The sequence below is a fragment of the Micromonospora sp. NPDC048871 genome, from assembly GCF_043198155.1.
In the GTDB taxonomy this organism is placed as follows: domain Bacteria; phylum Actinomycetota; class Actinomycetes; order Mycobacteriales; family Micromonosporaceae; genus Micromonospora.
Map to the genome: position 1 here is coordinate 184,556 of NZ_JBICUM010000008.1, position 21,873 is coordinate 206,428.

The 21,873-nt window shown below is 70.5% G+C and carries 20 protein-coding genes; 6 read left to right on the forward strand and 14 right to left on the reverse strand.

The annotated features are described in order from the left end of the window. Window positions 1–256: 256 nt before the first annotated feature. The 7 genes from prcA to arc all read right to left on the reverse strand — a co-directional run bounded on the left by prcA (window position 257) and on the right by arc (window position 8,101). Window positions 257–1,087: a proteasome subunit alpha gene (gene prcA / locus ACGFIK_RS19555; protein ID WP_327025552.1), complete on the reverse strand. Its 831-nt coding sequence runs from the start codon at window positions 1,085–1,087 to the stop codon at window positions 257–259. A 60-nt stretch (window positions 1,088–1,147) separates the two neighbouring features. Beyond that, window positions 1,148–1,987: a proteasome subunit beta gene (prcB, locus tag ACGFIK_RS19560; RefSeq protein ID WP_327025551.1), complete on the reverse strand. Its 840-nt coding sequence runs from the start codon at window positions 1,985–1,987 to the stop codon at window positions 1,148–1,150. Continuing rightward, window positions 1,906–2,115, reverse strand: a complete 210-nt coding sequence (locus ACGFIK_RS19565) for an endonuclease VII domain-containing protein (protein WP_239088859.1) — start codon at window positions 2,113–2,115, stop codon at window positions 1,906–1,908. Before ACGFIK_RS19565 ends, prcB begins: the two co-directional genes overlap by 82 nt. 146 nt (window positions 2,116–2,261) lie before the next feature. Next, window positions 2,262–2,477: a ubiquitin-like protein Pup gene (locus ACGFIK_RS19570; RefSeq protein WP_013734319.1), complete on the reverse strand. Its 216-nt coding sequence runs from the start codon at window positions 2,475–2,477 to the stop codon at window positions 2,262–2,264. Between the two features lie 113 nt (window positions 2,478–2,590). Beyond that, on the reverse strand, window positions 2,591–4,108 hold the full coding sequence (gene dop, locus ACGFIK_RS19575) for a depupylase/deamidase Dop (protein ID WP_393340532.1): 1,518 nt from the start codon (window positions 4,106–4,108) through the stop codon (window positions 2,591–2,593). Between the two features lie 110 nt (window positions 4,109–4,218). Further along, window positions 4,219–6,192, reverse strand: a complete 1,974-nt coding sequence (locus tag ACGFIK_RS19580; RefSeq protein WP_327025550.1) for a hypothetical protein — start codon at window positions 6,190–6,192, stop codon at window positions 4,219–4,221. Between the two features lie 127 nt (window positions 6,193–6,319). After that, window positions 6,320–8,101 carry a proteasome ATPase gene (gene arc / locus ACGFIK_RS19585; RefSeq protein WP_327025549.1) on the reverse strand — a complete coding sequence of 594 codons (1,782 nt, stop codon included), beginning with the start codon at window positions 8,099–8,101 and terminating at the stop codon, window positions 6,320–6,322. A gap of 177 nt (window positions 8,102–8,278) precedes the next feature. Between arc and ACGFIK_RS19590 the strand changes: the two genes are divergently transcribed. Further along, window positions 8,279–8,572 (forward strand): ferredoxin, encoded by a 294-nt coding sequence (locus tag ACGFIK_RS19590; RefSeq protein WP_327027098.1) that lies wholly within the window; start codon window positions 8,279–8,281, stop codon window positions 8,570–8,572. A gap of 13 nt (window positions 8,573–8,585) precedes the next feature. Here the strand turns inward: ACGFIK_RS19590 and ACGFIK_RS19595 are convergent, their stop codons facing one another. From ACGFIK_RS19595 to ACGFIK_RS19605, 3 genes are all read right to left on the reverse strand, one after another. Beyond that, window positions 8,586–9,158 (reverse strand): hypothetical protein, encoded by a 573-nt coding sequence (locus ACGFIK_RS19595; protein WP_327025548.1) that lies wholly within the window; start codon window positions 9,156–9,158, stop codon window positions 8,586–8,588. A 72-nt stretch (window positions 9,159–9,230) separates the two neighbouring features. Then, on the reverse strand, window positions 9,231–10,241 hold the full coding sequence (locus ACGFIK_RS19600) for a tRNA (adenine-N1)-methyltransferase (RefSeq protein ID WP_393340535.1): 1,011 nt from the start codon (window positions 10,239–10,241) through the stop codon (window positions 9,231–9,233). Further along, window positions 10,238–11,389, reverse strand: coding sequence for a site-2 protease family protein (locus ACGFIK_RS19605; protein WP_327025547.1), 1,152 nt, complete (start codon window positions 11,387–11,389; stop codon window positions 10,238–10,240). The genes ACGFIK_RS19600 and ACGFIK_RS19605 overlap by 4 nt, the downstream gene beginning before the upstream one ends. Window positions 11,390–11,473: 84 nt before the next feature. On the opposite strand from ACGFIK_RS19605, the gene ACGFIK_RS19610 reads away from it, so the two are divergent. From ACGFIK_RS19610 to ACGFIK_RS19630, 5 genes are all read left to right on the forward strand, one after another. Continuing rightward, window positions 11,474–12,388, forward strand: coding sequence for a PD-(D/E)XK nuclease family protein (locus ACGFIK_RS19610; RefSeq protein WP_327025546.1), 915 nt, complete (start codon window positions 11,474–11,476; stop codon window positions 12,386–12,388). A gap of 77 nt (window positions 12,389–12,465) precedes the next feature. Next, window positions 12,466–13,671 carry a sensor histidine kinase gene (locus tag ACGFIK_RS19615; protein WP_327025545.1) on the forward strand — a complete coding sequence of 402 codons (1,206 nt, stop codon included), beginning with the start codon at window positions 12,466–12,468 and terminating at the stop codon, window positions 13,669–13,671. 14 nt (window positions 13,672–13,685) lie between these two features. Beyond that, on the forward strand, window positions 13,686–14,372 hold the full coding sequence (locus ACGFIK_RS19620) for a response regulator transcription factor (RefSeq protein ID WP_327025544.1): 687 nt from the start codon (window positions 13,686–13,688) through the stop codon (window positions 14,370–14,372). A 285-nt stretch (window positions 14,373–14,657) separates the two neighbouring features. Continuing rightward, on the forward strand, window positions 14,658–15,425 hold the full coding sequence (locus ACGFIK_RS19625) for an ABC transporter ATP-binding protein (RefSeq protein WP_327025543.1): 768 nt from the start codon (window positions 14,658–14,660) through the stop codon (window positions 15,423–15,425). Next, a complete protein-coding gene (locus ACGFIK_RS19630) occupies window positions 15,425–17,980 on the forward strand; it encodes an FtsX-like permease family protein (protein ID WP_327025542.1) in 2,556 nt (851 codons plus the stop codon). The genes ACGFIK_RS19625 and ACGFIK_RS19630 overlap by 1 nt, the downstream gene beginning before the upstream one ends. A 113-nt stretch (window positions 17,981–18,093) precedes the next feature. On the opposite strand, the gene ACGFIK_RS19635 is transcribed toward ACGFIK_RS19630, so the two are convergent. The 4 genes from ACGFIK_RS19635 to ACGFIK_RS19650 all read right to left on the reverse strand — a co-directional run bounded on the left by ACGFIK_RS19635 (window position 18,094) and on the right by ACGFIK_RS19650 (window position 21,731). Next, the gene (locus tag ACGFIK_RS19635; RefSeq protein ID WP_327027096.1) at window positions 18,094–18,741 is read right to left on the reverse strand and encodes an HAD family phosphatase; all 648 of its coding nucleotides are present in this window, start codon (window positions 18,739–18,741) and stop codon (window positions 18,094–18,096) included. Window positions 18,742–18,838: 97 nt separating this feature from the next. Next, the gene (locus ACGFIK_RS19640) at window positions 18,839–19,579 is read right to left on the reverse strand and encodes a neutral zinc metallopeptidase (protein WP_327025541.1); all 741 of its coding nucleotides are present in this window, start codon (window positions 19,577–19,579) and stop codon (window positions 18,839–18,841) included. Between the two features lie 142 nt (window positions 19,580–19,721). Next, complete coding sequence (locus ACGFIK_RS19645; protein ID WP_327025540.1) at window positions 19,722–20,819, reverse strand: ionic transporter y4hA; 1,098 nt, start codon at window positions 20,817–20,819, stop codon at window positions 19,722–19,724. A 333-nt stretch (window positions 20,820–21,152) separates the two neighbouring features. Beyond that, the gene (locus ACGFIK_RS19650; protein WP_327025539.1) at window positions 21,153–21,731 is read right to left on the reverse strand and encodes a hypothetical protein; all 579 of its coding nucleotides are present in this window, start codon (window positions 21,729–21,731) and stop codon (window positions 21,153–21,155) included. Between the last annotated feature and the right edge of the window lie 142 nt (window positions 21,732–21,873).

The window sequence follows — 21,873 nt, forward strand, 5'->3', positions numbered from 1 at the left end:
CGGGCACCCGACTCCCACACCGTCCCCGACGCGCTGGCGGCCGTACGCCCGGCGCCCGTCCTCACCTGCCGCCTCGCCACAAGCTGTCCCTCTGGAAGGCGTCGGCCTGATGGTGCGCGCGGCACCGTTGTTCCTTGCTGACCGGCTCGCCCCACGATTCCTTGCCGAGCAGCGGGAACGCCAACGACGTGTGCGGCGCTCGGCAGACTAGGCTGCCGAGCGCCGCACAGGGTATGTCCAGGTCGGGCGGGAGGGGTCAGGACTCCGACGGGTTGCCGGGCTTGTCCTCCAGGTCGGCCGAGCCCGCCGAGGTGGTCGGCTTGTGCGCCTCCTCCGTCGGGGTGGTCGGGGTCTTCGCCCGCTCGTCGTCGGCGGCCTCACCGGCCGCCTCACCGTCGAGCAGCGCGGTCAGGGCCGCCCCGGTGATCCGCCGGAAGGTACGCCCCACCCGGCTGCGGTCCAGGACCGCCACCTCCAACTGGTTCGCGGCGATCGTCCGGGCGGCACCGCCCTCACCACCGACACTGCCCAGCGCCTGCACCGCCACCCGCACGGCGTCACCGAGCGACATGTCCGGCTGGTGGTTCGACTTCAGCACCCCGGCGATCGCCTCGGACTGCCCGCCCATCGCCATCCGGCCCGGCTCGTCGTTCACCGAACCGTCGTAGGTGAGCCGGTACAGCGAGTCCTCCTCCGAGGTGGCCCCCACCTCGGCCACGCAGATCTCCACCTCGAACGGCTTGGACTGTTCGGTGAAGATGGCGCCGAGGGTCTGCGCGTACGCGTTGGCCAGCGCCAGACCGGTGACGTCACGCCGGTCGTAGCTGAGCCCGTTGAGGTCGGCCATCCGCACTCCGGCACGGCGCAGGTTCTCGAACTCGTTGTACCGGCCGACTGCGGCGAAGCCGATCCGGTCATAGATCTCACTGACCTTGTGCAGGGTGCTGGAGAGATTCTCGGCAACGAAGAGGACCCCGCCGGCGTAGCTCAGGACCACCGCGCTCCGCCCCCGGGCGATGCCCTTGCGGGCCAACTCGGAACGGTCGCGCATGATCTGTTCGGGCGAGGCGTAGAACTGCATGGCCACGGCGGCGGCTCTCCTTCAGGCGCTGGGCAACTGCGATCAGGTGGGGAATGCGGGAGCGGGTCAGCCGCCCGGGTTCTCCATCCGGCCGGCGACGACCCGCTCGGCGATGGCCGAGGTCTCCGCGTCGGTCAGCCGGTGCGTGCCCTGCGCCGTCGCGGTCATCACCACCGGGTAGATCCGCCGGGTCAGGTCCGGACCACCGGTCGCGGTGTCGTCGTCGGCGGCATCGTAGAGGGCCTCCACGGCCAGCCGTACCGCGTCGTCGACCGACAGGCCGGCGCGGAACCGCTTCTTCAACGCCGACTTGGCGAACAGTGAACCCGAGCCGATCGCGTCGTAGCCGGTCTCCTCGTACGGGCCGCCGGTGACGTCGAAGCTGAAGATCCGTCCAGCCCGGGCCGGATCCTTGGCGGCCAGGTCGAACCCGGCGAACAGCGGGATCACCGCCAGCCCCTGCATCGCGGCGCCGAGGTTGCCGCGGATCATCGAGGCGAGGCGGTTGGCCTTGCCGTCGAGCGAGAGCATCGCGCCCTCGATCTTCTCGTAGTGCTCCAGCTCCACCTGGAACAGTCGCATCAGTTCGATGCCGATGCCGGCGGTGCCGGCGATGCCGACCAGCGAGTACGCGTCGGCGGGGTGCACCTTCTCGATGTCCCGCTGGGCGATCAGGTTGCCCATGGTGGCCCGCCGGTCGCCGGCCATCACGACGCCACCGGCGGCAGCGATGGCCACGATGGTGGTGGCGTGCGGAGCCAGGTCGGCGGCCATGCCCGGGGGCAGCGGCCGGCGGCCGGGCAGCATCTCGGGGGCCACTTTGCTCAGAAACGACGTGAAGGAGGACGTCCCCGCGTTGGTGAACACATCTGGTAGACGCCCGGATGGATCAAAACCCGCTGCCACGTGGTTCCTCTCAGATACGTGATGGCCCTGGCCAGCCTCGTCGGACTGTCACGGAACTGGCCAAGACCACCGTTGCAGTTGAAGCAGAGTATCCCGCGCACCCACCCGGTGGCATGATCGTGGTCCACATGTTCCGGATCGGGGTCAGGCTCACCCGCCAAGACACCTGCTCAGGGCCATGGCTCCTCGCAGGCGTGCGGTAGCGACCGCCGCACAGGGCGGGTCCGGCAGGTTTCCGTCCACCAGCCCTCAACCGGCTAAACGGACGTATGCCTCACTGGCCTCCTTTTTGCACGTATCCTCTCACGAACTCTTCGGCGTTCTCCTCCAGGACGGAGTCGATCTCGTCGAGCAGATCGTCGACGTCCTCGGTGATCTCGGCGTGCCGCTCGGCGACCTCCGGGTTCGCCTCGACGGTGACGTCCTCGACCTCTTCGCCCTGACGGGACTTGCCCGACTGCGACTGACCGCCGCTGTCACGAGTGGCCACTGCTGCCTCCTCCACGATCTCCCTGCGATGAACTTACCTCGCGGGGACGACGAAACGCCCACCCGCGCCGGTATGTAAACCCCGCATCCGAAGACATCGACGAAGGCGGCCGGTCAGCCGCCGGTCAGGCTCTCCAGCAGATCCTTGGCGCTGGCGCACCGGTCGAACAGGGCCCCGACATGCGCTCGGGTGCCCCGCTCCGGCTCCATCATCGGTACCCGCACCAGGGATTCCCGCCCGACGTCGAAGATGACCGAGTCCCAGCTGGCGGCGACCACCTCGGAGGCGTACTGCGCCAGGCAGCGGCCCCGGAAGTAGGCCCGGGTGTCCTCCGGCGGCGCGGTCATCGCCGAGCGGGTCTCCTCGTCACTGAGCAGGGTCTTCATCGCCCCCCGGGAGACCAGCCGGTGGTAGAGCCCCTTCTCCGGGCGTACGTCGGAGTACTGCAGGTCGACCAGTTGCAGCTTGTGCGAACCCCAGGCGAGCTTCTCCCGGTCCCGGTAGCCCTCCAGCAACCGCAGCTTGGCCACCCAGTCGAGTTCGTCCGCGCAGAGCATCACGTCGCGGCCGAGACGGTCCAGCACGGACTCCCAGCGGTCCAGTACGTCGACGGTCTGCTCGTCGACGTCGCTGCCGTAGCGGTCATCCACGAACGCGCGCACCCGCTCCAGGTACGCCCACTGCACGTCCAACGCGGTCAGTCGGCGTCCGTCACGCAGCCGCATCCGATGGGTCAGCGAGGGATCGTGGCTGACGGCACGCAGTTCACCGACCGGATCGGCGATGCCGAGATCCGAGCCGAGGGCCTTCTCCTCGATCATCGTCAGGATCAGCGCGGTGGTGCCGACCTTGAGATAGGTGGAGATCTCCGAGAGGTTGGCGTCACCGATGATGACGTGCAGCCGGCGGTACTTGTCGGCGTCGGCGTGCGGCTCGTCCCGGGTGTTGATGATCGGCCGCTTCAGGGTGGTCTCCAGCCCCACCTCGACTTCGAAGAAGTCCGCACGTTGGGAGATCTGGAAGCCGTTCTGGCCGCCGTCCTGACCGATGCCGACCCGCCCGGCGCCGCAGACGATCTGGCGGGTCACGAAGAACGGGGTCAGGTACGCCACGATGTCGGCGAACGGGGTCTGCCGCCGCATCAGGTAGTTCTCGTGGGCTCCGTAGCTGGCGCCCTTGTTGTCGGTGTTGTTCTTGTAGAGCTGGATCGGGGCGGTGCCCGGGATGGTGGCGGCCCGCCGGGCCGCCTCCGCCATCACCCGCTCCCCCGCCTTGTCCCAGCGGACCACGTCCCGGGGGTTGGTGACCTCCGGAGTGGAGTATTCGGGGTGGGCGTGGTCCACGTAGAGCCGGGCCCCGTTGGTGAGGATGACGTTGGCCAGCCCCAGATCCTCGTCGGCGAGGGCCTCGGCCGGGTCGTACACCGCGCCGGAGTAGGTGAACCCCCGGGCGTCACGTAGCGGCGACTCCTCCTCGTAGTCCCAACGCGCCCGGCCACCCCGGTTGAGTTCCGGGCGGGCGCCGTAGGCGTTCACCACCTGGGAGGAGGTGACCATCGGGTTGGCTCCGGCCTGACCGGGCACGGAGATGCCGTACTCGACCTCGGTGCCCATGATCCGTCTTACGCTCATCGACCTACCCGCTTCGCTTGCCCGACCGATCCCCGTCATGTCCGAGGGTAGTCCGCTGCGGGGGCCAGAGGGGCCTGCCGTGGTGGTCGGTGTGCCGCGGGTCGGCCGGATCAACTCGGCGGATCATCGATAATCATCGTCTCGACGGTCACTCGCCCGGCCATTTCCGGCACGGCGCGCAGGATTCTGTTGACCCGTACCCGGGCTCCGTCAGTGACCGCCACCAGCCGGATCTCGCCGGGTACCCGGTGCAGCATCTGCCAGGTGCGACCCGGTTCCAGGAAGACCATCTCGTAGATGCCGGCCTCGGTCTGACCGGTGGTGCCGTGCAGGGTGGAGACGCAGATGTTCGCCAGGTAGGACTGCGACGGGCGGCGGTCGAGGATCAGGGTGGTGGCCCCCTCGACGGCCGGATAGCGCTGGTGGACCTGCTCGCACACTGCGGCCGACCGGGTGGGTGGATCGATGTGCTGGTGGACCCAGCGCTGCGCCCAACTGTCCGGTTCGACCACCAGCAGGCTGCGCTGCCAGCCGGTGACCCCGCCGAACCAGACCGTGGCGGCGGCCACGATCACGGCGGTGCAGGCGGCCACGACCGTACGCACCGCACGGCCACGGGTCGGCACCGGCAGCAGTCGCACCACTGCGGCGGTGCCGACGATGAGCAGCACGGTGGTGAGGTGACCGGCCTTGTTGAAGTAGTAGCCGGCCTGACCGCTGAGACTGATGCTGGCCTGACCGATGGCCAGGGTCAGCCCCACGCTGACCAGCAGCACGAACAGCCATCGTCGCCAGGCCGGGTCAGCCCGGCCGATCCGTACGGCGTGCAGCAGCAGGGCGGGCACCACGAAGGCCCCGAGGCCGCCCAGGGCCAGCCAGGTCTCGGTCAGGTCCGGTCCGACCGTGGCGGCCAGGGACTCGGTCTGGTTGGCACGGAACACCCCGAGCAGGATCGGCACCGGGGCCAGTAGGGCGGCGGTCAGGCCGATGACCAGGGTGCTGCGGCGCAGTCGGCGTACCTCCCGGTGGCGCAGCAGCAGCGCCCCCAGGACGAGCACCCCCGCGGCGGGCAGGAACAGGTAGTAGGTGTAGCCGATGCCGACCAGCAGGGCACCGAGCAGCAGGAAGTGTTCCCGGGGGGCGGCCAGTGGCCGGGCGACCAGCGCGGCGAGTACGACCGTGAGGGTCAGCCCGATCGTCTCGGTAGGGTAGCCGGACAGCAGCATGCGGGGCAGTTGGCTGCCGAGGATGAGGGCCCCGACCACGACGGTCAGCACGCCCCGGCTCAGCGGATGCAGCGGGCCGGGAAGGCGCTGTGCGGCCCAGAGCAGGGCCAGGACCAGCAGACCGAAGGTGGCCAGGTTCCACCAGAGGAAGGGCTCCACCGCGGCCGTCCCGGCCGGTCCGCCGCCCGGCGGGCTGCGGTGGCCGTCGAGCAGGGCTACCAGCAGGTGCCAGCCCTGCGGGTAGTACACCAGGGCGGAGAACAGGTCCTCGCGCACGGAGCCGGGGTCGACGAAGAGGTAACCCCCGTGTCGCCCGATGACGTCCACCAGGCTCAGGTGGCGCAGGTAGTCCTCACCCCGGTTGAGGATGCTGAGTCGGCTGCCGAGTTCACCGGCGCGGATCAGGGGCTGGGCCAGATACCAGAGCAGGGCCCCGGTGCCGAGGATGGGCAGCAGGTCGGTCCAGGCCGGGCGCGGCAGGGTGGGACGCCGCCCGGTGATCCCGGCGGTCAGCAGAAGGGCCGTGAGGGCGGTGCCGCTGACCGCTACCGGGTCCATCCCCCAGGGCCAGACCGCGAAGATCAGACCGGCGGCGGTGGTGAGGCAGACCAGCAGGACGGTGGCCAGCAGCAGCCGGTCTAGCAGGGTCCGTCCGCCGCGCAGCAGACTGGCGGTGGCCAGCAGCACCAGCGGGGGCAGCACCCAGCGGGCGTCGAGGGCGACCGCGGCCAGCGGCAGCAGCCAGGCCGCCGGCAGGGCGGCGAGCAGGGCCAGGTTGCCTCGACGGTACGGCGCGCCGGGGCTGACGGTGGGGCTCGATACGGCCGGCGGGGCCATGGTGCTCTGCTCGGCGGGCACGCGAAATCCTTGCATACGGGGAGGGTTGTCCGGAGTCTAGCGCCGAGGTCCGGTTTCCGCTCAGTGGGCGAGGTGCACACACGCAGGGCCCGTGACGGTTGTCGTCACGGGCCCTGCGGGCGCTGCGTCAGAGGTACTGGCCGGTGTTGCTGGCGGTCTCGATGGAGCGACCGGCCTCGGTGCCCTTGCCGCCGGAGACGAGGGTGCGGATGTAGACGATCCGCTCGCCCTTCTTACCGGAGATGCGGGCCCAGTCGTCGGGGTTGGTGGTGTTGGGCAGGTCCTCGTTCTCGCGGAACTCGTCGACGCAGGCGTCGAGCAGGTGTTGCAGGCGCAACCCCTTGCGGCCGGAGGTGAGGAACTCCTTGATGGCCATCTTCTTGCCCCGGTCGACGATGTTCTGGATCATCGCGCCGGAGTTGAAGTCCTTGAAGTACAGGACCTCCTTGTCACCGTTGGCGTAGGTGACTTCCAGGAAGCGGTTCTCCTCGGTCTCGGAGTACATCCGCAGGACCACCGCGTCGATCATGGCGGCGACGGTGGCCTGGGGGTCTCCACCGTGTTCGGCCAGGTCGTCGGCGTGCAGCGGCAGGCCGGGGAGGATGTACTTGGAGAAGATGTCCTTGGCCGCCTCGGCGTCCGGACGCTCGATCTTGATCTTCACATCGAGGCGACCGGGGCGCAGGATCGCCGGGTCGATCATGTCTTCCCGGTTGGAGGCGCCGATGACGATGACGTTCTCCAGGCCCTCGACACCGTCGATCTCACTGAGCAACTGGGGAACGATGGTGTTCTCCACATCGGAGGAGACCCCGGAGCCACGGGTCCGGAAGACCGAGTCCATCTCGTCGAAGAAGACGATGACCGGGGTGCCCTCGCCGGCCTTCTCCCGAGCCCGCTGGAAGATCAACCGAATGTGCCGTTCGGTCTCGCCGACGTACTTGTTGAGCAGCTCCGGGCCCTTGATGTTGAGGAAGAAGCTGGTGTGCTTCTCCTCGCCCCGCCGCTCGGCGATCTTCTTGGCCAGGGAGTTGGCGACCGCCTTGGCGATCAGCGTCTTGCCGCAGCCTGGCGGCCCGTAGAGCAGGATGCCCTTCGGCGGACGCAACTGGTGCTCCCGGAACAGGTCCGCGTGCAGGAAGGGCAGTTCCACCGCGTCGCGGATCTGCTCGATCTGGGAGTGCAGGCCACCGATGTCGCCGTAGTCGACGTCCGGCACCTCCTCCAGGACCAGTTCCTCGACCTCGCTCTTGGGAATCCGCTCGTAGGCGTACGCCGAGCGGGGTTCGATCATGAGCGAGTCGCCGGCCCGGATCGCACTGCCGATCAGGCTCTCGGCCAGGTGCACGATCCGTTCCTCATCGGAGTGCGAGACGACCAGTGCCCGGTCACCCGGCGCCCCCTCGGGGCCCACCAGGATCTCCTTGAGCATGACCACCTCGCCGACCCGCTCGTAGCCGAACGCGTCGACGATGTTGAGCGCGTCGTTGAGCAGGACCTCCTGACCGCGACGGAGTTCACCCACGTCGAGCGAGGGCGAGACGGCCACCCGGAGCTTGCGTCCGCCGGTGAAGACGTCCACCGTGCCGTCGTCGTGCCGGGCCAGGAAGACGCCGTACCCGCTGGGCGGCTGCGCCAGCCGGTCGATCTCCTCCTTGAGCGTCACGATCTGCGCGCGAGCCTCCTTGAGGGTGCTCACGAGGCGTTCGTTGTTCTCGGACAGCCGCGCCAGCTGCGCCTGAGTCGCGGCCAGCCGTTCTTCCAGCTGCCGCACGTGTCGGGGGCTTTCCGTCAACTTGCGCCGCACCAGAGCGAGTTCCTCTTGAAGGAACGCGACCTGCGTGGAGAGATCGTGGGCCTCCTTCTCCCACCGTGCGGCGCGCGAGTCCGCGTCGTCGCTGCGTGCCACGTCCCACCTCCCCGGGGGGCTTGAACGTTCTGACCTAACACTAGCCGCTATGAGCCCGATTCGGTCCTCCGCAACGCGCCCGTCACCGAAGCTTGATCGCCAGGGTGGGTTGGCGGGCGGGTACGGGCATTCGGGTACCGTCGAGGGGTGGGACGCGAGAACATGGGGGGTGCACCGGTGGCCGAGGTCGCGACCGACGAGTTGCAGGTCTGGGTGGACCAGGACCTCTGCACGGGTGACGGGCTGTGCGTCCAGTACGCACCGGAGGTCTTCGAGTTCGATGTCGACGGCCTGGCCTACGTCAAGGGCCCCGACGGTGAACTTCAGCAGACCCCGGGGGCCCGGGTCGGCGTACCGGAACACCTGCGCCTCGAGGTGATCGACTCGGCGCGGGAGTGCCCCGGCGAGTGCATCCACGTCGTACGCGGCAGCGACGGCGTCGAGGTGGCCGGCCCGGAGGCCGAGGACTGACCCACCCCGCTACTCACAGCAGCGGTCGACCGACCACCGAGGCGACCAGCCGGGCGAACTCCTCCAACCGGGCGATCTGCCCGGCCCCGCCGTCGTCCAGGGTCTTGCCGAAGCGCAGCGCGTCATGGCGGGGACCACCGGCCGCCTCCTCGCTGGGGGTGGCCTCGTCGAGCGAGGTCAGCAGCAGATAGACGTCGATGCTGTCCACCCGGATCTCGCCGTTGTCGTGGCGGAACAGCCGGCGGCGGCAGCCGACCTCGGTGACCGAGGAGACCGGCACCACCCGCAGCGATGAGGTCATCGACCCGGGTGGGCCCTCCCCCGGCGGCACGTCCTCGCCGTGCCAGAGCACCAGTCGGCTGCCGTCACAGACGACGACCTCCTGCCACACCCCGTTGACCTCGTTGACGAAGCGTTCCAGGGTGAAGCCGAGCACGGAGGCCCCCCGCAGCACCCCGCCGAGGGCCTCCAGGGCGACGTCCGGGTCACGCAGGTAGGCCCGCGCCGCCGATTCGAGGTCGGTGTAGGGCGACCAGTCCGGGAAGACCGCCGGCAGGTCGCCGCCGCCGAAACCGGGACGACTCATGCAGTCACCCCCGGCCACCGCCCACCCGCAGCCAGGTTCAGCCCGTTCACTGTCAGCCGCCCCATTCCGCCGTCACGGCCTGCCCGTCTCCTGCGTCGTGTCCGGTTGCGTCTGCGACAGGGCACTCGCCTGCCGGGCCGCCTCCGCGTCCCGCAGCGCCTGGCGACGTTGCACGTACGCCTCCGTGCCCTTGCTGGGTTTGCGGCGGCGCGGCGGTGCGGTGACTCCGGGGGCGAGCTTACGCGCGGAGACGAGGAAGGCGGTGTGGGCGATCATCCGGTGGTCCGGTCGCACCGCCAGCCCTTCGGCATGCCAGTCCCGCACCAGGGACTCCCAGGCCCTCGGCTCGGTCCAGCCGCCCCGCTCCCGCAGCGCCTCGACCAGCTCGGACAGCTGCGGGGTGGTGGCGACGTAGCCGATGAAGACACCCCCGGGCAGCAGGGCCCGCTCGACCATGTCGAGGTTCTCCCAGGGGGCCAGCATGTCCAGGATGATCCGGTCGAAACCCGTCTCGGTGCACTCGCCGACGTCACCGACGTGCAGACGCCAGGCCGGGTGGGGCCCGTTGAAGAAGGACTCCACGTTGCGCCGGGCGATCTGGGCGAAGTCCTCGCGCAGCTCATAGGAGTGCAGTTCGCCCCCGGCCCCGACGGCCCGCAGCAGGGAACAGCTCAACGCCCCGGAACCGGCTCCGGCCTCCAGCACCTTGGCGCCGGGGAAGATGTCCCCCATGGCGACGATCTGGGCGGAGTCCTTGGGGTAGATCACCTGGGCGCCACGCGGCATGGACAGCACATAGTCCGACAGCAGGGGACGCAGCGCCAGGAAGGCCGTACCGCCGCCGGAGGTGGTGACCACGCTGCCGTCGGGCAGCCCGATGAGGGCGTCGTGCGCCAGGATGCCCCGGTGGGTGTGGAACTGTTTGCCCGGCTCCAGGGTGACCGTGTGCATCCGGCCCTTGGGATCGGTCAGCTGTACCCGGTCGCCGGGCCGGAACGGCCCCCGGTGCACCGGGGTCAGCTCCGGTGTCTGGGCGGGCACGGCGTCCCCCGGGGTGGCCGGGTTCGAGTGGGTCACGGTCACGTGTTCATCTTCCGGTGAGGTTCGAGCAGTTGCGCCAGATCCGCGATGTGCAGAATGCCGACGACATCTTCGCCTGCGGTCACGAGGTACTGCGCGCCCGGGTGGGCCTGCACGGTCTCCAGCACCCGCTCCCCGTCGGTGTCCACCGGCATTCTCGGCAGGTCGGCCACCCCGCGGGCGACGGCGTCCACGGCCAGCCAGGGTCGGCGGTGCGGCGGTACGGCGGCCGCCGCGGCCGGGTCGACCACCCCCACCGGTCGGCCTGAGCCGTCGGTCACCAGCACGGCCACCGGCCGTCGCGGGGTGAGCTCTTCGGCCCGGCGCTGGGCCTCGGCCAACGGGGTGCCGGTGGGCACGGCGAGCACCGGCCGGGCCAGGTGGGCCAGGTCGACCAGGGGCAGCCGCCGGCCGATGCGGGCCAACCGGATCGACTGCCCGGCACCGTGCCAGATGGTCAGCGCGACCAGCCCGGTCAACGGCAGCGCCAGCAGACTGAGGATGTCGGCGGCGTAGAGCAGCCCGACCAGCGCCACCGTGCCCAGGGCCAGGACCCGACCCACCCAACCGGCCACCTCGGTGGCCCGGTGCCGGTCCCGGGTGATCGCCCACACCACCGCCCGCAGGGCCCGCCCGCCGTCCAGGGGCAGGCCGGGCAGGCTGTTGAACAGGGCGACGATGACGTTGCTCACCGCCAGTTGGAAGGCGAGCTGATGGGCCACCGTGCGGTCGGGCAGGGCCAGGGTGGCGGCGACGGCGGCCCCGCCGAGCACCGCGGAGACCGCCGGCCCGGCCAGGGAGACCAGCAGGTCCACCCGGGGTGAGGGGGCGTCGCGGTCCATCTCGGTGTACCCGCCGAGCAGTTCCAGGGTGATCCCCCGCACCCCGATGCCGAAGTGCCGTGCGGTCAGCGCGTGGCCGAGTTCGTGGGCCAGCACCGAGCCGAGCAACGCACCGACGAACCCGGCGCCGACCAGGTAGCCGGCGGCGGGCGAGAGCTGCAACCGTTGGCCGGCCAACTCGCCGTAGAGCACGATGATCAGCACTGCCAGCAGCAGGATCGAGGCGTTCAGGTACAGCGGCACCCCGAAGATCCGACCGACCTGTAGGCCGGAACGCCGGCCTGGCCGCGGCTGCCTGCTCTGTTCCACCGAGCCGATGCTACGCGGCCGGAGATCACCTGTTCGGTGCGGCGGCGGCTGCACTGTCGTACCGGTGCCTTAATGTTCCACGGCATGACAGCGGATCCGGTGATCACACAGCAGGTTGCGACCGCGGCCCCGTTGCCGCCGACCGTGCGGGCCTCGCTGTCACCCTCACGGGCGGCCGACTTCAAGACCTGCCCCCTGCTCTACCGGTTCCGCAGCATCGACCGGCTGCCCGAGCGGCCCACGGTCGAGCAGGCCCGCGGCACCCTCGTGCACGCGGTGCTGGAGCGGCTGTTCGACCTACCGGCGGCCGGCCGCACCCCGGAGGCCGCCGGTGATCTCGTCGCCCCGCAGTGGGACCGGCTGGTCACCGAGCAGCCGGAGCTGGCCGGGCTGTTCACCGACGAGGGGCAGGTCGACCCGGCCGAGTTCCTGCGTTCGGCGGCGGGCCTGCTCAAGGGCTACTTCGCGGTGGAGGATCCGCGCCGGTTGGAGCCGGCCGAGCGGGAGAGTCTGATCTCCGCGGTGATTGACGACGAGTTGCTCATCCGCGGCTACCTGGACCGGCTGGATGTGGCCCCCGACGGCGCCTTGCGGGTGGTGGACTACAAGACCGGCGGGGCGCCCCGCGAGGCCTTCGAGTCTCGGGCCTTGTTCCAGCTCAAGTTCTACGCGCTGGTGCTGTGGCGTACCCGGGGGGTGGTGCCCCGGGTGCTGCGGCTGCTCTACCTGCGCGACGCCGAGGTGTGCGACTACACCCCGGAGGAGGAGGAACTGGTGCGTTTCGAACGCACCGTGGTGGCGCTGTGGCGGGCCATCGAGCAGGCCACCGCCGCGCAGGATTTCCGGCCCCGTCCCAGCCGGCTCTGCGACTGGTGCAGCCATCAGTCCCTCTGTCCCAGCTACGGCGGCACCCCGCCGCCGTTTCCGGAGCAGGCCGCGATACCCGACCCGCTACGTGATGCCCGGTCCCGTCCGGCGCAGCCCGGCGCGGACGAGTGACCCTCGTCCCCAGGGAGGAGCCCGGGGTCACCACCCGGGATGATCTTTCCTGGGGACGGAACGGCTAGCGTCGGGCTGTGTACACAGGGCTGAGGCAGCGGCTGCGCCGGCGTCCGCTGGTCGCCGACGGCCTGCTGGCGGTCGGGCTGGTCCTGGCCGAGGCCTTGCTCACCCTGCTGACCCCACGGGAGTTCTGGCCCCGGTCCCTGCCGGTGGCCCTGGGCTGGAGCCTGCTGTGCGCCGCTCCGGTGATCCTGCGCCGGTTGGCGCCCTGGGCCGCCGTGACCGCCGCGGTGGCGACCCTGGTCCTGCCGATGCTGTTCGAGGCGAACGTCGCGACGCAGAGTTTCACCTTCGCCGTGCTCACGTACACCCTCGCCGCCCACCACGCGATGCGCCCGGCGTTGCTGGCCGCCGTGCTGCTGTGGGTGCCGGTGTCCCTGGTCAACGCGCTGGTGCTGCCGGCGGAGTCGCTGCCCCAGCTCAGCTCGGCGTACCTGATCGCGAACAACCTGCTGGTGGGGATCGTGTCCTTCTCGGTGGGTCGGGCCGTGCACGCCCGACGTACCTCGATCGAGGCCCTGCGGGAGCGGGCCCGGGTGGCCGAGGCGAACCAGCGGGCCCTGGCCGAGCAGGCGGTCGCCGACGAGCAGCGCCGCATCGCCCGGGAACTGCACGACGTGGTGGCCCACCACGTCAGCGTGATGGGGGTGCTGGCCACCGGGGTCCGGCGGGTGCTGCGCCGTGACCCGGACGCCGCCGACGAGGCCGTCGCCACCATCGAGGAGACCAGCCGGGCCACCCTGCGGGAGTTGCGACGGCTGCTCGATGTGCTGCGTACCGAGGCGGAGCCGGCCGCCGACCTGGCCCCACAGCCGGGGTTGGCCGGCATCGAGACCCTGGTCGAACAGGTACGCGAAGCCGGGCTGCCGGTGACCCTGACGGTGGCCGGCACCCCGGGGCCGGTGGAGCAGGGGGTGGCGCTGACCGTGTACCGGATCGTGCAGGAGGCGTTGACCAACGCCCTGAAACATGCCGGTCAGGCCACCGCCCAGGTGCGGGTCGGTTTTCCCGGCGACGCCGTGGAGGTGGAGGTCACCGACACCGGCCGGGGACCGGCACCCGGGCACCGCAGGGTCGGGCACGGCCTGGTCGGGATGCGCGAGCGGGTCGCCCTCTACGGTGGTGTCCTGCGCACCGGGGCCCGCACCGGCGGCGGCTACCGGGTGTACGCGCGCATCCCGGTCGAACCCCTGGCCGACGCCCGGCGAGCGGCACCCTGACCCCGGAGGATGAGATGGCCGAGCCGACGACGTCGACCCGACCGGTGCGCATTCTGCTCGCCGATGACCAGCCGTTGCTGCGTACCGGATTCCGGATGGTGCTCGGCGCGGAGCCGGACCTGGACATCGTGGCCGAGGCCGGCGACGGCGCGGAGGCGGTGGAGTTGTCCCGTCGGCTGCTGCCCGACGTGGTGTTGATGGATGTGCGGATGCCCCGGATGGACGGAGTCAGCGCCACCCGGGCGATCGTCGAGGCCCAACTGCCGGTCCGGGTGCTGATCCTGACCACCTTCGAACTCGACGAGTACGTGGTGGGTGGGCTGCGGGCCGGGGCCAGTGGCTTCCTGGCCAAGGACGTGCCGGCCGAGGACCTGGTGGCGGCGATCCGCACGGTGGCCGCCGGTGAGGCCGTGGTGGCCCCCCGCATCCTGCGCCGGCTGCTGGACCGCTTCGCCGACGTGCTGCCCGATCCGGCGGCCGCCCCACCGCCGGCGTTGAGCAGGCTCACCGACCGGGAACGGGAGGTGCTGGTGCAGGTGGCCCGAGGGCTGTCCAACGCGGAGATCGCCCGGACCCTGTCGGTGAGCGAGACCACCATCAAGACCCATGTCGGACATGTGTTGACCAAGCTCGGGCTGCGCGACCGGGTGCAGGCGGTGGTGTTCGCGTACGAGTCGGGTCTGGTCCGGCCGGGGGCGTAACGTGACCGTTGCGGCGATCACATAGGGTGACGTTCTGCACCTAAGACGGTTGCCGTTCACGGGGGTAAGGTCGCGGATCGTCGTCGGGACGACGAGCCTCATCGACGCTCATCGTGCTGGTCGGGGTTAACCCTGACCCCGAGTGGGGGGCTACCCGCAGTCTGAGATCCGCCGCATCTCCGCCCGGAGTTGTAGGGAACCACGGCGCTTGGCGCAGATGATTGAAGGCGTGCCGAGATCCACCGGGGGCGGCACGAGATGAACAGCGACGGAGAGGTTCTTGACGTGACCGCTACGACAGGCCGATCGGCAGAGGCCGCAGCCCGAGCGAGCGACGTGTGGAAGGTTTACGGCAGCGGCGAGGCTCAGGTCATCGCGCTACGGGGGGTCACTGCCGAGTTCGAGCGTGGCCGGTTCACCGCGATCATGGGCCCCTCGGGCTCCGGCAAGTCGACACTGATGCACTGCCTGGCCGGGCTGGACACGGTCACCCGGGGCACGGTGCACGTCGGCGACACCACGGTCACCGGCCTGGGGGACGCCGGCCTGACGAAGTTGCGCCGGGACAAGATCGGCTTCATCTTCCAGCAGTTCAACCTGCTGCCGACGTTGACCGCCAAGGAGAACATCCTGCTGCCGCTGTCCATCGCCGGTCGCAAACCCGACCCGGCGTGGTACGACACCGTGATCGACACGGTCGGGCTGCGGGACCGCCTCGATCACCGGCCGGCCCAGCTCTCCGGTGGCCAGCAGCAGCGGGTGGCGTGCGCGCGGGCGCTGGTGGCCCGCCCCGAGGTGATCTTCGCCGACGAGCCGACCGGCAACCTGGACTCCCGCGCCGGCGCGGAGGTGCTCAACTTCCTGCGCAACTCCGTACGCCAGCACGGTCAGACCATCGTCATGGTGACCCACGATCCGACCGCCGCCGCGTACGCCGACCGGGTGGTCTTCCTCGCCGACGGGCAGATCGTCTCCGAGCTGATCGAGCCGACCGCCGACACCGTGCTGGACACGATGAAGAAGCTGGACACCCTTACCGAGGTGGCCGGCTGATGTTCCGGGCGACATTGAAGAGCCTGCTGGCCCGCAAGGTCCGGCTGATGTTGTCCGGCCTGGCCGTGGTGCTGGGCGTGATGTTCGTCTCCGGTGCCTTCGTCCTCACCGACACCCTCGGCCGTACCTTCGACCAGATCTTCGCCGACGCCTACGAAGAGGTCGACGTCAGTGTGGCCGCCAAGCCCAAGGTGCAGGGCAACGGCATGGAGGGCATGCAGTTGGCCAGCCCGGTGCCGGCCGCCGCCCTGCCGACGGTCCAGGCGGTCGAGGGGGTGGCCGAGGCCACCGGTGTGGTGGTCGCCGACGGGGCCCGACTGATCGGCAGCAACGGCAAGGTGGTCGCCTCCTTCGGGCCGCCGCAGATGGGCGGCAACTGGGTCGGCCAGGGCGACCTGGTGCAGTTGCGGGATGGCCGGGAACCGCAGGCCGACGACGAGATCGTGATCAACAAGGGTCTGGCGACCACGGCCAAGGTGGCCGTCGGCGACCGGGTGGGGGTGCTCACCCTGGCCCCGCGCAAGGACTTCACCATCGTCGGCATCTTCGGCTACAGCGGCGACCGGGACTCCATGGGTGGCGCCAACGAGATCCTGTTCACCACCCCGGTGGCGCAGCAGCTGATGCTCGGTGAGCCGGACGTCTACAGCAACATCGTGGTGACCGCCGCAGCGGGGGTCTCCGACACCCAGTTGCGCGACTCGGTGGCCGCCGCGGTCGGCGACGGCTACGAGGTGAAGACCGGTGAGCAGCTCTCCGCCGAAGCCTCCGCCGGGCTGAAGGAGGGGCTCTCCTTCTTCAACCGGATCCTGCTCGGCTTCGCCGCGGTGGCCCTGCTGGTCGGCACCTTCCTCATCCTCAACACCTTCTCGATCATCGTGGCGCAGCGCACCCGCGAGCTGGCTCTGCTGCGGGCCGTCGGTGCCAGCGGCAAGCAGATCATCGGCTCGGTGGTGCTGGAGGCCATCGCCATCGGCCTGATCGCCGCGGTGTTCGGCCTGGCCGCCGGCATCGGCATCGGGGCCCTGCTGGCGGCCCTGTTCAGCAACCTCGCCGGCGGGATGGACCTGGCCGGGATCGGGGTTCCGGCCTCCGCGGTGATCGGCGCCTTCGGGGTCGGCCTGGTCATCACCGTGCTGGCGGCGCTGCTGCCGGCGCTGCGGGCCGCGCGGATCCCCCCGATCGCGGCGATGCAGGACGTCGCCACCCCGGACCGCCCCCTTACGAAGATCACCATCGCCGGGGCGGTGGTCACCGCGATCGGCGCCACCCTGCTCTTCCTCGGCCTGGGCGGATACGCCGGAGGCAACACCCTGGCCACCATCCTGGGTGGGGTGCTGTTCGCCTTCATCGGGGTGGCCCTGCTGACCCCGCTGATCAGCAAGCCCGTGGTGGCCGCCCTGGGGGCGATCTTCTCCGGCTGGGTGCCCGGCAAGCTGGGCCGGCTCAACTCCGGCCGCAACCCCCGCCGTACCGCCATCACGGCCGCCGCCCTGATGGTCGGCATCGCCCTGGTCACCGGCATCACCGTCATCCTGGATTCGGCCAAGAGCAGCATCAGCGGCCTGGCCCAGGACACCGTCAAGGCGGAACTGGTGATCGCCGGGGCGCAGTCCGGCCCCCGCCCCCCGACCTTCGACCCCGCCGTGCTGGAGGAGGCGAAGACAATCCCCGGGGTACGGCTGGTCGACGGCCTCTACGGCGACATGTCCCTGGTCGACGGCGAGCGCACCTACACCGGAGCGGTGACCGAACCGGCCGCCCTGCGTCAGGTCTACAGCCTGACCGCCTCCGCCGGGAACATCGACCGGCTGGGCCCCGGTGAGCTGCTGGTCAGCACGGACACCGCGAAGGACCGGGGCCTGTCGGTCGGCTCGACCGTGCCGATCCAGTTCGCCCGGGGTGAGGTGCAGACCTTCACCGTCACCGGCGTCTTCGACGACTCACCGCTGTTCACCGGGGTGCAGATGGTGGTGCCGACCCAGTCGGCCGCCGACTTCACCATCCCGCAGCCCATCCAGGGCTTCGTCCAACTGGAGTCCGGCACCTCGGTCGACCAGGTGCAGCCGCGCGTCGAGGCGCTGCTGGCCAACAGCCCCGAGGTCTCCGTGGTCAGCCTCGACGCCTACATCGAGCAGCAGGCCGGTCAGCTCGACAGCCTGCTCACGATGATCCGCATCCTGCTGGCGCTGGCCATCGTGATCGCCGTACTCGGCATCATCAACACCCTGGCCCTGTCGGTGCTGGAGCGGACCCGGGAGCTGGGCCTGCTGCGCGCCATCGGTCTGAAGCGGTCGCAGACCATGGGCATGATCACCGTGGAGGCGGTGGTGATCTCGGTGTTCGGCGCGCTGCTCGGCGTGGTCGTCGGCACCGGACTGGGTGCCGCCGTGGTCGAGGCCCTGCGCGACGAGGGCATCACCGACCTGGTGCTGCCCTGGGGCCAGATGGGGGTCTTCCTCGGCCTGGCCGCCCTGATCGGGGTGATCGCCGCGGTGCTGCCGGCGATCCGCGCCGCCCGCATCAACGTCCTGGGCGCCATCGCCCACGACTGAGGTGTAAGGAAGGGCCCCCTGTTAACGCCTGGTGCGGTACAGGGGGCCCTTATTAACATCCAGCGGCCGCCGGCGCAGGCAGCCGCGGGCTGGGACGGCGGCGGGTGCGGACGTCAGGCGGCGGAGCGGGCGAGCAGGGCGGCCAGCAGCTCCAGGTCCGCCGCCAGCAGGCTCTCCACCTGATGTACGCCGTCACGCGGCGCCAGCGGCACCTCCGCCGGCACGGCCAGCACCGCCGCTCCGGCGGCCACCGCACTGGCCACCCCGGTGACCGAATCCTCGATCGCCACACACCTGTCGATCGGTACGCCGAGCAGCCGCGCCGCCGTCAGATAGGGCTCCGGGTGCGGCTTGGTCGCCTCTACCTCGTCACCGCAGACCACCACGTCGAAGCTGGACCGGCCCAGGGTGTCCAGGGCGATCTCGACCAGCGCCCGGCCGCTGGAGGTGACCAGGGCCGTCGGGACCTGGGCCGCCCGTACCGCCTCCAGCAGGGCCAGGGCACCCGGGCGCCACTGCAGGCCGGTACGGAACAGTTCTAGGATCCGCCGGTCGATCCACGCCGCGCTGGCCACCGGATCCCGGTGCGGCTGGCCCAGGTCCTCGTGCAGGATCCGCATCGAGTCCGCCATCCCGGTGCCGACGATCGCCCGCCGCGCCTCGGCCGAGAGGCTGCCCCCGTACGTCTCGGCCAGCTCGGCCAACGCCACATCCCACAGTCGCTCGCTGTCGACCAGGGTGCCGTCCATGTCGAACAGCACGGCGGCGGGGTGACTGGTCACCGGATCCTCCTCGCATCGGGTACCCGGTGAATCCTGTCAGCCCCGCGCCACCGTACGCCCGACCCGGTGACCTTTCTCAACCGAGCCCGCAGGCCGACAGCGACCGCTCGTAGCCCCGGAAGAACGCCTCCGCGCGCTGCTCCGGGGTGCCGTGCGAGCCCTCCGCGAACCACGGCTGACCGGGATCGTCACCGACGGCGAGCAGGCCCTCGCGGAACTCGTCCAGGTCACCCTCGTCGAGGGTCAGCCACCCGGCCTCGACAGCACCACCCAGGTAGGCCCCGGCCATGCAGTCGGCCTGCAACTCCTGCTGGATGGTGAAGTTGTACTGGACCCCCAGGCGGGTCTGGATCCCGTGGGCGTACTCGTGGCCGATCAGGTAGTACACGAAGGCGTCACCCACCTGCCGGAACGCCCCGAAGGACCAGTTGATGTCGTACGCGATGAAGTCGCTGACCGTGCAGTAGACCGCGTTGTTGCGGGGCACCTCCTGCCCACCGCAGGACACCTCACCGTCCCGCTGGTACGCGATCACCCGCCGGATCGGCCGCAACGAACTCCCGGACGCCTCGAACTGCGCCGCCCAGAAGCGTTCGGCGGTGCGGCGGGCCGTCTCCACGTCCTCCTGGAACTCCTCGACCGTGTCGGTGCCGTCGGCCCGGGTGGTCACCTCCCCGCTCGGCGACGCCGGTTCCCGCTGCCCGGTCGGCGCACCCGGCTGGCCGACCGGATCGACCATGCACGCCGCAGCGGCCACCAGCGCCACCGCCAGACCGATGAACCTCCCCCGACGCCCCTGCCGCTCGCCTGCCGCCACCGCATCCTCCCGCCTCGGCGATGCCGGATGTCATACCCCCACGGTACGACCGACATGCCCCTCGCCGTTTCGTACGCCGTGCCGCCCTCCCCGGTTCACCGGCGCGGCTTCACGGGCGGTGCGACCCTGCACCGGCGGGGCGTCACGGGCTGGCGGCGAGGAAGATGAAGGCGGCGAACAGCACCAGGTGCACCCCGCCCTGCAACAGGGTGGCCCGCCCCGGCACCACGGTCAGCACCCCGGTGACCACGGTCAACGCCAGCAGGGTGACCTGGGTACCGCCGAGGCCGAGCAGCAGCGGCCCCTCCAGCCAGATCGAGGCGATCGCGATGGCCGGGATGGTCAGGCCGATGCTGGCCATCGCCGAACCGAGCGACAGGTTGAGGCTGATCTGCACCCGGTCCCGGCGGGCGGCACGGGCCGCGGCCAGGGTCTCCGGCAGCAGCACCAGCAACGCGATGATCACCCCGACGAAGGCCGGCGGCAGATTCACCGCGGCCACCCCCGCCTCGATCGCCGGGGACACCGACTTGGCGTCACCGACCACCGCCACCAGGGCCACCAGCAGCAGCCCGAGACTGATCAGCGCCTGCCGGGTCGACGGCGGGTCGGCGTGCACCTCCTCCGGCAGGGTCTCCCCTCCGCTGCCCACCGGCAGGAAGTAGTCCCGGTGCCGACCGGTCTGCACCATCACGAACAGGGCGTACAGGGCCAGCGACACCACCGCCGCGAAGGTCAACTGGACCGGGCTGAACTGCGGACCGGACCGCCCGGTGGTGAAGGTCGGCACCACCAGACTGAGGGTGGCCAGGGTGGCCACCGTGGCCAGGGCGCCACCCGTACCCTCCGGGTTGAACACCGCCAGCCGGCGGCGCAGCGCCCCGATCAGCAACGACAACCCGAGAATGCCGTTGCAGGTGATCATCACGGCGGCGAAGACCGTGTCCCGGGCCAGGGACTGGGTCTTCTCCCCACCACTGATCATCAGCGTGACGATCAGGGCCACCTCGATCACGGTGACCGCCACCGCGAGCACCAGCGATCCGTACGGCTCACCGACCTTGTGGGCGACCACCTCGGCGTGGTGCACGGCCGCGAGGACCGCGCCGGCCAGGAACAGGCCCACGATCACGACCATGACGCCGTCGAGCTTCTGCCCCCAGGTCAGTACCAGGACCACCAGGGCAGCGATCGGTACGAACACGGTCCAGCTGGTCAGGGTGCGGCGCAGGGCGAGCATGATCTACATCCTGCCAGCCATCATGATCATCAACGGCGAAGCCTCCCCACAGTCCCCCGTCCGCGCGGCCCACCACGACCCCCGGCGACCGGCCCATCCAGCTCACCACGACGCCCGGCGGGCGGCCCAGCCGCCGCCCACCGTTTCGCCGAAACGGCGCCTACCGCCCGTCCCCGATACCACCGTTACGCCGAAACGGAGTCGATCATCCGGCGGATCGTGGGTCAGCGGCCAACTTCGGTCCGCCGCCCGCCAGGTCGGTCGGCGTCGGCCGTACGGCCGTCGGGCAAGGGCCGCCGCCAGCCGGTCTCGGCGAGTACAGCCCGGCGATGATCAGCCGGCGCGGATCAGATCCAGCGCGTGCACCGCCAGCCGGACCGCTGTCGGCCGCATCGCCGCCGCCTGCTCGTCGCTCACCGAACTCACCACTGTCAGCCGAACCTCCATGATCACGTTGGCGTCCAGGATCTCGATCCTGACATCGTCCCGGAGCTGCTGATAGCGGACCGCATCGGCGACGATCTCCGAACCGCCCTCGAACGGCTCCGCCGAAGTCACCGTGGCGGAACGCTCGAACCCGGCACCAGCCTCGCCCACCCCACCAAAGCTCTGCACCTTCAAGAACACGAACCCGCCGCGGAACTCATCCCCCTCGAAGAAACTCTTGGCGCACCGGAAGTTGGGGCCACGATCGTCATCCACCGGCGGAATCGGCGTCGGCCCGCCGTCGAAGGCAGGCGTGGCGAGCGCGTAGTCGACACGGTCGCAGAGGTCGTCCGGCACGGCGCGAATCGCGTCAGACGACGCCGTCGCATCCGGCACCCCGTCACTGGCACAGCCCGTCAGCAACAGAACCGGTAGCACCGCACCGGCCACCACGGTCAGCGCCACACGAGCAGGAAAGATCGTCACGGCGGGTGAGTGTGCCAGACCCGCCGACCGCCGTGAAGATCCGATCGACGCGCGCGGACGTCCCGAACCACAGCAGCGACCACGCCTGACCACACCGCCTGGTGCGGTCAGGCACTCAGCTCGACAGTGCGCCGGTGACGCC

Coding starts and splice junctions, on each gene's coding strand:
- dop (WP_393340532.1), bottom strand. CDS start 4,108: ATGAGCGTAAGACGGATCATGGGCACCGAGGTCGAGTACGGCATCTCC.
- ACGFIK_RS19595 (WP_327025548.1), bottom strand. CDS start 9,158: ATGAGTCGTCCCGGTTTCGGCGGCGGCGACCTGCCGGCGGTCTTCCCG.
- ACGFIK_RS19610 (WP_327025546.1), top strand. CDS start 11,474: ATGACAGCGGATCCGGTGATCACACAGCAGGTTGCGACCGCGGCCCCG.
- ACGFIK_RS19620 (WP_327025544.1), top strand. CDS start 13,686: ATGGCCGAGCCGACGACGTCGACCCGACCGGTGCGCATTCTGCTCGCC.
- ACGFIK_RS19630 (WP_327025542.1), top strand. CDS start 15,425: ATGTTCCGGGCGACATTGAAGAGCCTGCTGGCCCGCAAGGTCCGGCTG.
- ACGFIK_RS19645 (WP_327025540.1), bottom strand. CDS start 20,819: ATGCTCGCCCTGCGCCGCACCCTGACCAGCTGGACCGTGTTCGTACCG.